Annotated in this window: 11 protein-coding genes; 8 read left to right on the top strand and 3 right to left on the bottom strand. The window is 65.5% G+C overall.

Annotation, left to right across the window (positions count from 1 at the left end):
• Positions 1–29 precede the first annotated feature (29 nt).
• The 4 genes from ASF00_RS06425 (at position 30) to hflX (ending at position 5,619) form a co-directional block, all read left to right on the top strand.
• The gene (locus tag ASF00_RS06425; protein WP_055875981.1) at positions 30–2,300 is read left to right on the top strand and encodes a sensor histidine kinase; all 2,271 of its coding nucleotides are present in this window, start codon (positions 30–32) and stop codon (positions 2,298–2,300) included.
• A gap of 4 nt (positions 2,301–2,304) precedes the next feature.
• Positions 2,305–3,681 carry a nitrogen assimilation response regulator NtrX gene (gene ntrX, locus ASF00_RS06420; protein ID WP_055875978.1) on the top strand — a complete coding sequence of 459 codons (1,377 nt, stop codon included), beginning with the start codon at positions 2,305–2,307 and terminating at the stop codon, positions 3,679–3,681.
• 103 nt (positions 3,682–3,784) lie between these two features.
• On the top strand, positions 3,785–4,330 hold the full coding sequence (hfq, locus tag ASF00_RS06415) for an RNA chaperone Hfq (RefSeq protein ID WP_082463259.1): 546 nt from the start codon (positions 3,785–3,787) through the stop codon (positions 4,328–4,330).
• Complete coding sequence (gene hflX, locus ASF00_RS06410) at positions 4,327–5,619, top strand: GTPase HflX (RefSeq protein ID WP_055875973.1); 1,293 nt, start codon at positions 4,327–4,329, stop codon at positions 5,617–5,619. Before hfq ends, hflX begins: the two co-directional genes overlap by 4 nt.
• Here the strand turns inward: hflX and mazG are convergent.
• Entirely contained in the window at positions 5,600–6,334 is a 735-nt protein-coding gene (mazG, locus tag ASF00_RS06405) for a nucleoside triphosphate pyrophosphohydrolase (RefSeq protein ID WP_055877079.1), read from the bottom strand. The two genes, hflX and mazG, sit on opposite strands and share 20 nt — an antisense overlap.
• Before the next feature lie 272 nt (positions 6,335–6,606).
• On the opposite strand from mazG, the gene ASF00_RS06400 reads away from it, so the two are divergent.
• The 3 genes from ASF00_RS06400 to ASF00_RS06390 are packed head-to-tail and all read left to right on the top strand — an operon-like array spanning position 6,607 to position 10,855.
• Positions 6,607–7,293 carry an ABC transporter ATP-binding protein gene (locus ASF00_RS06400; protein WP_055875969.1) on the top strand — a complete coding sequence of 229 codons (687 nt, stop codon included), beginning with the start codon at positions 6,607–6,609 and terminating at the stop codon, positions 7,291–7,293.
• A complete protein-coding gene (locus ASF00_RS06395; protein WP_055875966.1) occupies positions 7,290–9,794 on the top strand; it encodes an FtsX-like permease family protein in 2,505 nt (834 codons plus the stop codon). The genes ASF00_RS06400 and ASF00_RS06395 overlap by 4 nt, the downstream gene beginning before the upstream one ends.
• 11 nt (positions 9,795–9,805) lie before the next feature.
• On the top strand, positions 9,806–10,855 hold the full coding sequence (locus tag ASF00_RS06390; RefSeq protein ID WP_235525650.1) for a lipocalin-like domain-containing protein: 1,050 nt from the start codon (positions 9,806–9,808) through the stop codon (positions 10,853–10,855).
• Here ASF00_RS06390 and ASF00_RS06385 read toward each other — a convergent pair.
• Entirely contained in the window at positions 10,831–12,048 is a 1,218-nt protein-coding gene (locus tag ASF00_RS06385) for an MFS transporter (protein ID WP_055875961.1), read from the bottom strand. The genes ASF00_RS06390 and ASF00_RS06385 overlap by 25 nt on opposite strands.
• Positions 12,049–12,131: 83 nt before the next feature.
• Between ASF00_RS06385 and ASF00_RS06380 the strand changes: the two genes are divergently transcribed.
• The gene (locus ASF00_RS06380) at positions 12,132–13,802 is read left to right on the top strand and encodes a formate--tetrahydrofolate ligase (protein ID WP_055875959.1); all 1,671 of its coding nucleotides are present in this window, start codon (positions 12,132–12,134) and stop codon (positions 13,800–13,802) included.
• A gap of 65 nt (positions 13,803–13,867) precedes the next feature.
• On the opposite strand, the gene ASF00_RS06375 is transcribed toward ASF00_RS06380, so the two are convergent.
• A complete protein-coding gene (locus ASF00_RS06375) occupies positions 13,868–14,521 on the bottom strand; it encodes an HAD-IA family hydrolase (protein WP_055875957.1) in 654 nt (217 codons plus the stop codon).
• Positions 14,522–14,674 lie beyond the last annotated feature (153 nt).

The following is a 14,674-nucleotide window of genomic DNA, read 5'->3' as shown; positions in this document are numbered from 1 at the left end:
GCAACGGTTGACGTTGTATCGGGGCAACGATGATCGCTTCCGCGACGCTACCATTGGACAATGACGAGCCCGCGCCCCGGTTCGCGGTGACGCCTGCGGTCGAGGCTTTGGTGCTCGGGATCGCGATCGCGATCGCGGCGACCAGCTATTTCGTCATCACCGGATCCGACGCACCACAGCGTGTGCTCGCGCCACCGCTCGTCGCGCTGCTGCTCGTCGCCAATCTCGTGCCGGGGATAGCACTGCTCATGCTGCTCGGGCGGCGCGTGGCGATGCGGCGTGCGGCGCGTTCGCCGGTCGGTGGGGGCGGACGGCTCCACGTGCGCCTCGTCGCGCTGTTTTCGATCGTCGCCGCGGTGCCGATGCTGCTGGTGACGATCTTTGCGTCGTTGCTGTTCCAATATGGTGTCCAGTTCTGGTATTCGGACCAGGCGCGCGGGATGCTCGAGAATGCGACCGCGCTCGCGCAATCCTCCTATGCGCGCCAGCTTAGCCGCTGGGAGGAAGCGACCGTGACGATGGCTGCGGACATGTCCGGCTATCTCGAGGCGAAGTCGCTCCAAAGCCCCGATTTCTCGGGCTATTTCCTGCAGCAAGTCTATTATCGCAGCCTGTCGGAAGCCGCGTTGTTCAAGGTCACGCCGCAGAACGAAATCCAGACCTTTGCGGTGGTCGATCCCTACAAGATCGATTTCGCCCGCCAGGTCACGCCGCAATCGATCGCCCAACTCCGTGCCGGCAAGCCATCGGTCGTCGCGGTGACCGGCGACCGGATCCAGACGATCACGCTGATGCCGGGGTCCGACGAGCTGTTTCTGTACGCGGGTCGCGTCGAGGACACCAAGCTGCTCTCAAGCCAGACCGTGCGCGCCAACGACGTGCTGAAGAGCTACCGGTCGCTGCTCGCCCGCTCGCGCAGCTTGCAACTGCGGTTCAACGCCGCGCTGTTGCTGATCTCGCTGCTCATCGTTGGTTTTGCGGTGTGGATCGCGCTGGCCGTGGCGGATCGTCTCGTACGGCCGGTCGGCGAGCTCGTCGACGCCGCGCGCCGGGTCGCGAGTGGCGATTTGACCGCCCGCGTCCCCGATCCGCGCAGCCGTGACGAGGTCGGCACGCTTGCCAATGCGTTCAACCAGATGACCGGGCAGCTCGAGGCGCAGAACACCGAGCTCGTCACCGCGAACGGTCAGCTCGAAAACCGTCGCGCGCTGATCGAGGCGGTGATGGCGGGCGTCTCCGCGGGCGTCGTCGCGACCGGGCGCGAGCGGACGATTACGATCGCGAACGATTCTGCGACGACGTTGCTCGGCACCGGCGCCGGTGGCCTAGTGGGCCGGCGGCTGGTCGATGTCGCGCCCGAACTCGACGCGATGCTCGATGGCGGCGACCGCGAGGCGATCGTCGAGGTCGGCCAGAGCGGCGACGTCCGCACGTTGGCGGTACGGATCGCGCGCGCCGCGACGGGCCCGATTCTGACCTTCGACGATATCACGCAACAGCTGCTCGATCAGCGTCGCGCGGCTTGGTCCGACGTCGCGCGGCGGATCGCGCACGAGATCAAGAACCCGTTGACCCCGATCCAGCTTGCCGCCGAACGTCTGCAGCGCCGGTACGGCGCCAAGGCCGAGATGCAGGACGGCACGTTCTCGCGGCTGACCGACACGATCATCCGCCAGGTCGGCGATCTGCGCCGGATGGTCGACGAATTCTCGTCGTTCGCGCGCATGCCCAAACCCGTCTTCCGCGACGAATCGCTGGTCGATGCGGCCCGTCAGGCGCTTTTCCTGCACGAGGTGGCGCATCCCGCAATCGGCTTCCATCTCGTCAACGACGATCCCGGGCTGACGCTGGTGTGCGATCGTCGCCAGATCGGGCAGGCGCTGACGAACCTCGTGAAGAACGCCGTCGAAGCCATTGAAGCGACGGGTGAACCCGGCGGGGCGGTGACGATGACGTTAAGCCAGGAGCCGGGCCGCAGCGTGACGATAACGCTGGCGGACACGGGGATCGGCCTGCCTGCCGACCGCGACCGGATCATGGAGCCCTATGTCACCACGCGCGCGCGTGGCACGGGCCTCGGGCTTGCTATCGTCAAAAAGATCATCGAGGAACATTGCGGGACGATCGGATTCTCCGACCGACCGGGTGGCGGCACGTGCGTCACCATGATTTTCGATACCAGGGCGCTGACGGCGCTCGACCAGGGGGGCCTCGATCAAGGCGGGCTCGACGCACGAGGGCCGCTACCCGAGGGGGCAGGGGACGGCCAACTCGCCACCATGACTCGCAACCGGACATGATTTGATGGCGCTCGATATTCTCGTCGTGGATGACGAACGTGACATTCGCGAACTGGTCGCCGGCGTCCTGGAGGACGAAGGCTATGCCACGCGCGACGCTGGCGACAGCGATTCCGCGCTGGAGGCGATTGCCGCCCGGCGACCATCGCTGGTCTTGCTCGACGTGTGGCTGCAGGGCTCGCGGCTCGACGGGCTCGAATTGCTCGACGAGATCAAGCGCCGCGATCCGTCGATCCCGGTGCTGGTGATCTCGGGCCACGGCAATCTCGACACCGCGGTCGCCGCGATCCGCCGCGGCGCCTCCGACTTCATCGAAAAGCCGTTCGAGGCCGAGCGCCTGTTGCTTATGGTCGCGCGCGCGACCGAAACCGAGCGGCTGCGGCGTGAGGTCGCTTCGCTCCGCGCGACGGTCGGTCGCGAGACCGATCTGACGGGCAGCTCGGGATCGATCAACGGCGTCCGCGCCACGCTGAAACGGGTTGCCGCGACCGGCAGCCGCGTGCTCATCATGGGCGGCGCGGGGGTCGGCAAGGAGGTCGCCGCGCGTCTGCTCCACGGTTGGAGCCTGCGCACCGACGCGCCGTTCATCATCGTCAGTGCCGCGCGGATGACTCCGGAGCGCGTTGACGAGGAACTGTTCGGCGTCGAGGAAGCGGGCGATCTCGTTCGTCCCGGTTTGTTCGAGCAGGCGCATGGCGGGACGTTGTTTCTCGACGAGATCGCCGACATGCCGATCACCACGCAGGCCCGGATCCTCCGTGCGCTGACCGACCAGAGTTTCACGCGCGTCGGCGGCACGCGGGTCGTTAAGGTCGACGTCCGTGTCGTCTCGGCGACGGCCCGCGACCTCGTTTTCGAAATCGCCGAAGGACGCTTTCGCGAAGACCTGTATTATCGCCTCAACGTCGTGCCCGTCACGATCCCGCCCTTGTCGGATCGCCGCGAGGACATACCGGCGCTCGTCCAGCACTTCATCGCGCATTATGCATCCGAGCGGCGCGTGCCGACTCCGGAGATCGCGCCGGATGCGATGGTTGCGCTGCAATCCTATGATTGGCCGGGCAACGTCCGCCAGCTCCGCAACGTCGTCGAGCGCACGATCATCCTCGCGCCCGGCGACCGGATCGGCCGCATCGATCTCGATCTGCTTCCCGCTGAAGTACTCGGCGACCAAGGCGAAATGGGCGCGGCTGGTGGCACCGCTATCATGGGATCTCCATTGCGCGAAGCACGCGAGACGTTCGAGCGCGAATATCTCCGCGTCCAGATCCGACGATTTTCGGGCAATATCTCGCGCACCGCCAGCTTCATCGGCATGGAGCGCTCGGCGCTGCACCGCAAATTGAAGCTGCTCGGTATCACCGAAACGCGCGACGAATAGCATGCCGCATTTTCGTCCCCCTCTGGACGTAGGGGGGTGGCGATCATAGATCACTGTCTGTGCCCGGTAATCGGGCGCATCTCCGACGCCGGGAAACGGCGCCTTGCGAGCAAAGTCTCGCCAAAAACAAAGGGTTACCCCATTGGCCGAAAAAGCAGGCTCGCTCCAGGACGTATTCCTGAACGCACTTCGCCGCTCCAAGACACCTGTCACGATGTTTCTCGTCAAGGGCGTGAAGCTACAGGGTATCGTCACTTGGTTCGATAATTTTTCCGTCCTGCTGCGCCGCGATGGCCAGTCCCAATTGATCTACAAGCATGCGATCTCGACAATCATGCCCGCTGGACCGATGGATATCTCGGGCATCGTCGAGACGGTTGGCGAGACGCAGAAGAAACATCCGTTGCTGCAGGACATCTTCCTGAACGCGGTGCGGAAGTCCGAAGACAGCGTGACGATGTTCCTGATCAACGGCGTCATGCTGCAGGGTCAGATCGCGGGTTTCGACCTGTTCTGCATGCTGCTCCAGCGCGAAGGCATGGCGCAGCTCGTTTACAAGCACGCGGTCTCGACGATTCAGCCAGCACGGCCGCTGAACCTTGCCGAAGAACCGACTGACACGGATGATGATGGGGACGATGACGATTGAGTAGTGGTTTCGAGCGCGATCGCGACGAGTTCACCCGGGGCACGCGCGCGATCGTCGTGCTGCCGGACCAAGGCGATGCATCGCGCGATGTCGACGCGCGCCTTGCAGAGACGGCAGGTCTGGCAGCGGCGATCGGCGTCGAAGTCGTCGAACGAATCGCCTACCGCGTCCGCCAACTAAAGCCGGCAACGCTGATCGGCAGCGGTCAGGTCGAGCTTCTCGCCACCCAGGTGCGGATGGAAGAGGCGGGGCTCGTCGTATTTGACGCGAGCCTCAGCCCTATCCAGCAGCGCAATTTGGAGAAGGCGCTCGGCACCAAGGTCATCGACCGCACCGGCCTGATTCTCGAAATCTTTGGCGAGCGGGCTGCGACCGCGGAGGGTCGGCTGCAGGTCGAGCTCGCGCATCTCGATTATCAAGCTGGCCGACTCGTACGCAGCTGGACTCACCTCGAACGCCAGCGCGGTGGCTTCGGCTTTCTCGGCGGCCCGGGCGAAACGCAGATCGAGGCGGATCGCCGCCTGATCCGCGATCGGATGGCACGGTTGAAGCGCGAACTGGAGCAGGTCAGCCGTACCCGTGGTCTGCACCGCGAGCGGCGGCAGCGTGCGCCGTGGCCGGTGATCGCGCTGGTCGGCTATACGAACGCGGGTAAATCCACGTTATTCAATCGCTTGACTGGTGCCGACGTCATGGCGGAGGATCTGCTGTTCGCCACGCTCGACCCGACTCTTCGGCAGATTCAACTGCCTGGTATCGACAAGGCGATCCTGTCGGACACGGTGGGCTTCGTTTCGGACCTGCCGACCCAGCTGGTCGCTGCGTTCAAGGCGACGCTTGAGGAGGTGGTATCCGCCGATCTGCTCGTCCATATTCGCGACATTGCGCATCCCGATACGGAGGCACAGAGGGCCGACGTAGAATCGGTATTGTCCGAGATCGGCGTCGACGAGAACACGCCGCGGTTCGAGGTCTGGAACAAGCTCGACCTGCTCGATGCCGAGACGCATGACGAGATCGCCGCGCAGGCCGCCAATCGCGACGACGTCGTCGCGATCTCGGCGCTGAGCGGGGAAGGGGTGGGCATGCTGATCGCTCAGGTCGCCGCCAAGCTGACCGGCGCGCATCGACGCTACCGGATCACGCTCGATGCGACGGACGGGGCGGGGGCCGCATGGCTGCATGCGCATGGCGAGGTGCTCGACAGCGAAGACGACGAACTCGAGACGACCTACGATGTGCGGTTGTCCGAAACCGATTATGATCGCTTCACCCGCCGCGACGCTTGACCTCCTGCCATAGGCCCTCCTTCTGATCGAGCGTCATGGCGGCGAACGCCTCGCCGCCGCTGACCTCGATCGCCCGGAACCTGGCCTCGAATTTTGCATTTCCGTCGCGTAACGCGGCCTCCGGATCGACACCGAGATGCCGTGCCCAGTTCGTGACGGCAAACAGGAGATCGCCGATCTCTTCTGCCACCGTAGCTGAACTCGCCTCACGAACCTCTTCAATTTCCTCGAAGATCTTCGCGATAGGGCCCTCTGCGTCGGGCCAGTCGAACCCGACGCGCGCTCCGCGCTTCTGCAGTTTCTCGGCGCGCGACAAGGCGGGCAGGCCGATCGCAACGCCGGCGAGCGCGCTTCGATCGCATTTTGTCGCGCGCTCGCTGGCCTTGATCGTTTCCCATCCCGGCGATGACGCTGCATTGCCAAAGATATGCGGATGACGACGCTCCATCTTATCGCTGATCGCCGCGACGACGTCTTCGAGCGTGAAGGCGCCAGATTCCTCGGCAATCCGGCTGTGAAACACGACCTGCAGAAGTAGGTCGCCCAGTTCGTCCTTGAGATCTGTGGGATCGTTGCGCGCGATCGCGTCCGCGACCTCATACGCTTCCTCGATCGTGTAGGGTGCGATCGTTGCCCAGGTCTGCACGCTATCCCACGCACAGCCGTCGACCGGATCGCGCAACCGCGCCATGATGGACACCAACCGCTCGATCATCGGAAACACCTGCACGTCATTAGCCTGTCGCTGGTCCCCATAGCGCAGGGGTGATCGGGAATGCGAGGTTCATTCCGTTATCCGTATCGATGTGCACTCAGGGGAAAGACCAAAAAAATTCGCAGGTAAATTAAGATCGATAATATACATTATGTAAAATAGACATTGGTATCTGGATTGCCTGATCATCAACCGCGCATAACGCCGACAAAGCAATCTACCGCAATTCATCTGCGCTGTCCCGGCTGCCGCACGCGTGGCATGAACGACCCATGATCGACGATGTTCTTCTCCGCGTCACCGGCCTCGCAAAGTCGGTACCCGGCGGCCGTGAACTGTTCCGTGACCTCGACCTTGTCGCGCGATCCGGCCAGCTTATCGCAATCGTAGGCGAAAGCGGTGTCGGCAAATCAACACTTCTCAATATCTTCGCCGGGCTCGACGGTGCCGACGCCGGGCATGTCGCCGTCGAGGACATTGATCTCGGATCGCTCGATGAGCCCGCGCTGACGCGCTTGCGCGCGACCCGGATCGGCTTCGTGTTCCAGGCCTTCCACGTTTTGCCCTATTTGACGCTGCGCCAGAACGTGGCGTTGCCGCTTGCGCTGGTGTCCGCCGATCGTAGCGCGATCGGTGCGCGTGCCGATATTATGCTCGACCGCGTTGGCCTTGGTGAGCGCGGCGACGGCTACGCACGCGATCTCTCGGGCGGCGAATTGCAGCGCGTCGCGATCGCCCGCGCCCTGGTCCATCGCCCGGCGATTATCCTCGCCGACGAACCGACGGGCAATCTCGATCCGGACACAGCCGCCAGGATCTTGGCGCTGTTTTCCGACGCCGTCCGCGAAGACGGCGTAGCAGCGATCATCGTCACGCATTCCGAAGCTGCAGCGGCGATCGCCGATGTCGTCCTGACGCTGACCGCGACCGGCTTGACCGAACGCCGGGGCGTCGAGTGATACTCGCTGCCCGTCTGGCGCTGCGCTGGCTCATCGCTGGTGAGTGGCGTGCGCACCCTGCCCGCCTCGCGCTTACCGCCGTGGCAATCGCGATCGGGGTCGGGCTCGGCTTTGCCGTCCACCTCGTCAACGGCTCGGCGCTGTCGTCTTTCGAAGGCGCGCTGCGCACGGTCAACGGCAGTGCCGACCTCCGCGTGACAGCGACGAGTCCACTCGGCTTCGATGAAGCATTCTACGCCAAGGTCGCAAATGCTCCCGGCGTTGCCGACGCCAGCCCCGTGGTTGTCCTGCGTGCCACGATCGCCAAGACCCGCGTTACGCTGTTGGGGCTCGATGTCCTCCGTGCGGCGCAGGTCACGCCGTCACTGGTCGGGATGACGCCAGTGGGAATCGACCGCCGGACCGACGCTGCCTTCGACGGCCAAGCACTGTTCCTCTCGTCGGCCGCCATGCTGGCGCTGCGCACCAGTCCTGGCAGCATGCTGACCGTCACGGCAAACGGTCGCACCGTGCCGCTGGTGGTTGCCGGTGCGCTACCGGGCATCGCCGAGGATGAGATGATCGGTGTGATCGACATCGCGACCGCGCAGTGGCGTTTCGGCCGGCTCGGTCGACTCGACCGGATCGACGTCAAGCAGCAAGACGATGTGCCGGCGGCGGCGCTCACCGCTATCCTGCCCCGTGACGCTTCAATCGGTACCGCCACCAGCGATGCGACACGCAGTGATGCTCTGTCGCGCGCATACCGCGTCAACCTCGACATGCTCGCGCTCGTGGCGTTGCTGACCGGTGGCTTTCTGGTTTTCTCCGCGCAGTCGCTGTCGGTCGCCCGCCGGCTGCGGGCGTTCGCGCTAATTCGGACATTGGGATTGCCGAAAAGTGGGATCATCGCCGCGGTCGCGCTCGAAGGGCTGATGATCGGCGTGATCGGTGCCGCGCTCGGGCTGATCCTCGGCTATGCGCTGGCCTATGGCGCGTTGACGAGGTTTGGCGGCGACTTCGGGGCAGGGTATTTCGCCGACGGCAGCGTCCGGATGCGTTTCGCCCCGCTCGCCGCGATCGGTTTCTTCATGCTCGGATTGCTCGCGGCGGTCGCGGGTAGCGTCCTCCCTGCCCGCATCGCCGCCCGTGCGGCACCCGCGGCTGCGCTCCGTAATACTGGCGATGTCATCGATCCCCGGACGCCCGTCCCGTGGCGTGCTGCCGCCATCCTCATCGTGTTCGGTGGCGGTGCGGCGCTGCTTCCCCCGATCGGTCGCCTGCCGCTGTTCGGCTATGCGAGCATGGCGCTCATCCTCTCGGGCGGCATCGCCGGCATGCCGTGGTTTGCGCGGACGCTTCTCGCGCCGCTGGCGCGACGACCGGGCCGCGGTATCGCGACCGATCTTGCGGTCCGCCATCTCCACGGTGCCCCTGGTCAGGCGGCGACCGCGTTGTGCGGGATCGTCGCCAGCACCGCGCTGATGATCGCAATGGCAGTGATGGTGACCAGTTTTCGCGGCGCCGTCGATGACTGGCTCGGCCAAATCCTGTCGGACGACCTGTATCTGCGAGTCGACGGCGGCACAGGGTTCGACCCTGCCGCGCAGGCCACATTGCGCGCGACACCCGGCGTTGCGAGCGTTGCATTCAGCCGGCAGATCCCGCTCACGATCAAGCCCGATCGTCCGCCAGTGACGCTGATCGCCCGTCCGGTCGCAAAGGGAGTAGATCCGAGCCTGAAGCTGCTCGACACGACTGATGATTTTCCGGCGGGCACCACGCCTGTATGGATCTCCGAGCCCGCCGCCCGGCTATACGGCTGGACGGTTGGAACGCCGGTCATGCTCCCGCTCGCCGGTCGCTACGCCGTCGCCGGGATCTGGCGTGACTATGCGCGTCAGCAGGGCGCGATCGTCATCCGCGATACCGACTATGCGCGCGTGACGGGCGATCTCACCCGAACGGAGGCTGCGATCACGCTTGCATCGGGCGCGGACCCGAACCGCGTCGCACGTGCGCTGATCACCCGAACGCCCCGCGCGCTCGCCAACCTCGTATCGATTGCCCGGCCGGCTACGCTCCGCCGTTATGCGCTAGAACTCTTCGATCGGAGTTTCGCGGTGACGTATCTGCTCGAGGGCGTGGCGATCCTGGTAGGTCTTGCAGGCGTAGCCGCGACCATGTCCGCACAGACGATCGCCCGCACCCGAGAGTTCGGGATGCTCCGCCATATCGGCGTGTCAAAGCACCAGATCGTCGCGATGCTGGCAAGCGAAGGCGCGCTGCTCGGGCTGGTCGGCGGCGTTGCCGGCATTGCGCTCGGCGGGGTCATGGCGCAGGTTCTGGTACACGTGATCAACCCGCAATCCTTCAACTGGACGATGGCGACGCGTGTCCCCTGGACGATAGTCGCGAGCGTCGCGATCGCGCTCGTCGCCGCGGCGGCGGGCACCGCGACGCTAGCAGGTCGCCGCGCGATCGCCGCCGATGCGGTTCGTATGGTCCGGGAGGATTGGTGATGCGCGGGCCCATGATCCTAACGGCCCTCGCGCTGATCGCCGCGACATCGGCGGGCTCCGATTATTCCGTCGTCCGCCCCGGCGCACGCTTCGTTTTCCCGCGCGAGCATGGCGCGCACCCGGCATTCCGTACCGAATGGTGGTACGTAACCGGCCTGCTCAAGACCCGCGAAGGCCGCGATCTCGGCTTCCAGATCACCTTCTTCCGTACCACGCCCAAGACGAACCCGGCCAACACGAGCCGGTTCGCGCCGGAGCAGGTCCTGTTCGCGCATGCCGCGCTGTCGGACCCGCGTCTCGGCCACCTGCTCCACGGCGAGCGCGCCGCGCGTTCCGGTTTCGGACTTGCCCGGGCGCGGATCGGCGACACCGACGTGCGTTTGCGCGACTGGCGGATCCGTCGCCTTCCCGACGGACGCTTCGTCACGACCGTCTCGACGCCCGATTTCGCGCTGTCGCTAACGCTCACACCACGCCAGCAGCCACTGCTCGAGGGGTCGGATGGATACAGCCAGAAGGGCCCCCGCCCCGAGCAGGCGAGCTATTATTACTCCGTCCCACATCTAGCCGTGTCTGGAAGGCTCACCCGTAAAGGGCAGGTGCAGCCAGTCACCGGTCAGGCCTGGCTTGATCGCGAGTGGTCCTCCGATTACCTCGGCGGCGGCGCGGTCGGTTGGGATTGGACGGGGCTAAATCTCGACGATGGCGGTGCGCTGATGGCGTTTCGGATCCGCGGTCCTGGCAGCAAACAGTTATGGGCCGGCGGCTCGCTCCGCCGTCCCGACGGTCGCGTCATCCGTTTCGCGCCCGGCGACGTCCGCTTCGAGCCGCTCAACCAATGGCGCTCGCCGCGCACCGGGGCGGTCTATCCCGTGACGCAGCGTCTCAGCCTGCGCTTGCCCGAAGGCATTCGCCGGTTCGACCTGAACCCGCTCTTCGCCGATCAAGAGCTCGACGCACGACGTAGCGGAATGCCCGTCTATTGGGAGGGTGCGGTGCGCACGGCCGGCGGCAGCGGGTATCTCGAACTGACGGGTTACGCGGCTCCGCTGAGGATGTGATCGCCGCGCGGCTCGGTCAGGAACAGCGCGAACGCCACGACCGCAAGCCCACCGCCGACCGCCATCGTCGCGGTCCAGCCGCCACGATACAGGCTGACCGAGGCCAGCATCGATCCTGCCGCGCCGCCAAGAAACACGACGGTCATGTAGATCGCGTTGATCCGTCCGCGTGCATCGGGTGCGATCGAATAGATCACGCGCTGCCCGAGCACCTGGTTTAACTGCGTTGCCGCATCCAGCAGGATCGCTGCAGCTGCAAGCATCACCAACAGGTGCGTCGCACCCGCCCACCCGGCGATGAGGCATGCCAGCACCGCGCCGCCGAGTGCGACCCCGGTACCGATCCGAATATAGCCCCGATCGCCCAACCGTCCCGCGATCGGTGCGGCTAGTGCGCCACCCGCCCCTGCCAATGCGAACATGGCGATGCCCCCCTGCCCGAGCGCGAACCGCGTCGCCAGCACCAACGGCACCGCGGTCCAGAACAGGTTGAAGATCGCGAACATCGTCGCCTGATAGGCCGTCCGCCGCCGGATCGCCGGCGTCCGTGCCAGTAGGCGAAAGCTCGAGGCGAGGATCTGTCCATAGCCCAGGCCGGGGCTCGGCCGCCGCTCTGGCAGCATCTTCGCGAGCAACAGCGCAAGCGCGACCATGGCTACCGCTGAAACCGCGAAGATCGCGCGCCATCCGGCGAGCGAGGCAAGCCCGCTCGCCAGCGGACGCGCAAGCATGATCCCGGTGATGAGACCGGCCATGATGTTACCGATCACCTGGCCGCGCTTGGCATCCGGGACAAGGTGCGCGGCGAGCGGCACCATTATCTGCGCACCAACAGAACAGAACCCGGTAACGAACGAAAACACCAGGAAACCCAGCGCCCCTTGTGAGAAGAAGATTCCGATGAGCCCGAGTGTCGTGCCTGCAACCATTGTCAGGATAAGCCGCCGATTCTCGACCAGATCGGCGAGCGACACGATTAGCAATAAGCCGGCGCCATAGCCTAGCTGCGTCAGCGTCACGATGGCGCCGGCCGTGCTGCCATGCAATCCCAACGCAGGCGCAATCTCACCGATCAGTGCTTGCGCGTAATAAAGGTTCGCCACCATTATCCCGCATGCGACCGCGAACACCATCGTCAGAGCGGGGGTCATTCCCGTGAAAGCTTCGGGCTTATTGCTGTCGATATCCGTCATTGCGGCCGCGTTTACGGAGATGGCGTCGTCTGCGCTAGCTTAGCGTCTGGAATCCTGCCGTGTCTCTCGCTAGGCACGCGCGCATGGAAACCGATATCGCCATCGCCCGCAGCGTCGCGCTGCGCCCCATCGCTACTATCGCGGACGGCCTAGGCATTCCCGACGCGGCGATCGAGCCCTACGGCCGCGACAAGGCGAAGATCGCGCTCGACTGGCTCCAGACGCGGCAGAGCGTCGCACAGGGGCGACTGATCCTCGTCACCGCGATCAACCCGACCCCTGCGGGCGAAGGCAAGACGACCACCTCGATCGGCCTCGCCGACGCGTTGCGCCATACCGGGCGCAAGGCGGTGCTGGCACTGCGCGAACCCTCGCTCGGCCCGTGCTTCGGGACCAAGGGCGGCGCGACCGGTGGCGGTCGCGCGCAGGTCGCGCCGATGGAGGATATCAACCTTCATTTCACGGGCGATTTCCACGCAATAACCGCCGCGCATAATCTGCTCGCGGCGATGATCGACAATCACATCCACTGGGGCAACGCGCTCCAGATCGACGTCCGCCGCGTGGTATGGCGCCGCGTGCTCGACATGAACGACCGGGCGCTGCGCGACATCGTCCAGTCGATCGGCGGAGTCGCCAACGGGTATCCGCGCGAATCCGGGTTCGACATCACCGTCGCATCCGAAGTCATGGCGATCTTGTGCCTTGCGAACGATCTGGCCGACATGGAGCGCCGGCTGGGCGACATCGTCGTCGCCTATACGCGCGACCGCCAGCCGGTCACCGCGCGCGACCTGAAGGCGGATGGCGCGATGGCGGTGCTGCTGGCGGAAGCGATCAAGCCTAACCTCGTCCAGTCGCTCGAGGGCACGCCGGCCTTCCTGCACGGCGGGCCGTTCGCCAACATCGCGCATGGCTGCAACTCAGTAATCGCGACGCGTGCAGCGCTGTCGCTCGGCGATTACGTCGTGACCGAGGCCGGATTTGGCGCCGATCTCGGCGCGGAGAAGTTCTTCGACATCAAATGCCGCCAGGCGGGGCTCGCGCCAGACGCAGTCGTGATCGTCGCCACCGCGCGCGCGCTGAAGATGAACGGCGGAGTCGCCAAGGCCGATCTCGCGCACGAAAATGTCGAGGCGGTGCGCAAGGGCGCGGTTAATCTCGTCCGCCACATTGAGAACATCCGCCAGTTCGGCGTCCCAGCGATCGTTGCGATCAACCATTTCTACACCGACAGCGACGCAGAGATTGCCGCGATCGTCGAGGCGGCCGCGCAGCACGGCTCGCGCGCGGTCCTGTGCCGGCATTGGGCGGAGGGCGGCGCAGGCGCGGTCGTGCTGGCCGATGCGGTCGCCGAACTCTGCGAGACGCATGGCGGCGGATTCGCGCCGATCTATGGTGACGAGCTTTCGCTGTTCGAAAAGATTGATACCGTCGCGCGGCGCATCTATCGCGCGGAGCATGCGGTCGCCGATCCGAGCGTGCTGGCGCAACTCAAGCGGTGGGAGGATGCGGGCTATGGCCACCTCCCCGTCTGCCTTGCCAAGACGCAATACAGCTTCTCGACCGACCCCGCGCTGCTCGGTGCGCCGACCGGGCATATCGTGCCCGTCCGGGAAGTGCGGCTTTCTGCCGGTGCCGGCTTCGTGGTGGCGATCTGCGGCGAGATCATGACGATGCCCGGCCTGCCGCGCGTGCCCGCGGCAGAAGCGATCCATCTAAACGACGAAGGCCTGATCGAAGGGCTGTTTTAAGACCCCGGACGCACCCTTGCCCCCCGTCATCCTGACTTCCGTCAGGATGACGGACGGCGGACAGGTCAGTCACGCGTGACGACGAGGTCATCCTCGCCGACGGTTATCGAGAGCCCGACATAATCGACCACCGTCGGATGCGACGTCTTCACCCCGTGCGAGTGCGTCGCGGTAACCACGAGCACATCGGCCCCTGCCGCTTCCCCCGCGGTTATCCCCGCAGCCGCGTCTTCGAACACCAGGCAATCGCCGGCCGCGACGCCCAGCCGCTCGGCGGCAACCAGGAAACAGTCCGGCGCTGGCTTGCCGTTCGGAATGTCGTCGGCGGCGATCATCGTCGCGGGGACCGGAAGCCCCGCGGCCTTCAGGCGGACTTCGGCAAGCGCGCGCGGCGCGGATGTGACGATCGTCCAGCGCTCGGGCGGCAAGCTGGCGAGGAACGCCGCAGCGCCGGCGATCGGCGCGATGTCATCCACATCCTCCATCTCGGCTGCGGTGATCGCCGCAGCTTCGGCGACCGGATCGACACCGGGAAGCCCAAGCCGCCGCACCGTCTCGACCGATTGCACCCCGTGGATCGTCGGCACGAACGTCGCGGCGTCGAGACCGTGTGCGATCGCCCATTTGGTCCAGGTGCGCTCGGCCGACGCGATTGAGGTGAGGATCGTGCCGTCCATGTCGAACAGGAACGCGGCGTAGCTGCGGGTGGGGAAGGTCATGGGGGTGCTCGTGAGAGAGGTTAGCGGGTTGGGCAAGCCATACCATCCGTTCGTCATTCCCGCGGAGGCGGGAACCCATACTGGCTGACGGCGCGGGTCTATCGAGGCGACATAAATGATGGATCCCCGCCAGCGCGGCGATGACGGTGTTAG

Source organism: Sphingomonas sp. Leaf34 (genome assembly GCF_001421805.1).
In the GTDB taxonomy this organism is placed as follows: domain Bacteria; phylum Pseudomonadota; class Alphaproteobacteria; order Sphingomonadales; family Sphingomonadaceae; genus Sphingomonas.
The sequence above is the reverse complement of the archived record's forward strand: the minus strand, read 5'-3'. Positions and strand labels throughout refer to the sequence as shown.

Excerpts from the sequence above, each read along its gene's own strand:
- ASF00_RS06425 (WP_055875981.1), top strand. The coding sequence starts at position 30 with ATGATCGCTTCCGCGACGCTACCATTGGACAATGACGAGCCCGCGCCC.
- ntrX (WP_055875978.1), top strand. The coding sequence starts at position 2,305 with ATGGCGCTCGATATTCTCGTCGTGGATGACGAACGTGACATTCGCGAA.
- mazG (WP_055877079.1), bottom strand. The coding sequence starts at position 6,334 with ATGATCGAGCGGTTGGTGTCCATCATGGCGCGGTTGCGCGATCCGGTC.
- ASF00_RS06400 (WP_055875969.1), top strand. The coding sequence starts at position 6,607 with ATGATCGACGATGTTCTTCTCCGCGTCACCGGCCTCGCAAAGTCGGTA.
- ASF00_RS06390 (WP_235525650.1), top strand. The coding sequence starts at position 9,806 with ATGATCCTAACGGCCCTCGCGCTGATCGCCGCGACATCGGCGGGCTCC.
- ASF00_RS06385 (WP_055875961.1), bottom strand. The coding sequence starts at position 12,048 with ATGACGGATATCGACAGCAATAAGCCCGAAGCTTTCACGGGAATGACC.
- ASF00_RS06380 (WP_055875959.1), top strand. The coding sequence starts at position 12,132 with ATGGAAACCGATATCGCCATCGCCCGCAGCGTCGCGCTGCGCCCCATC.
- ASF00_RS06375 (WP_055875957.1), bottom strand. The coding sequence starts at position 14,521 with ATGACCTTCCCCACCCGCAGCTACGCCGCGTTCCTGTTCGACATGGAC.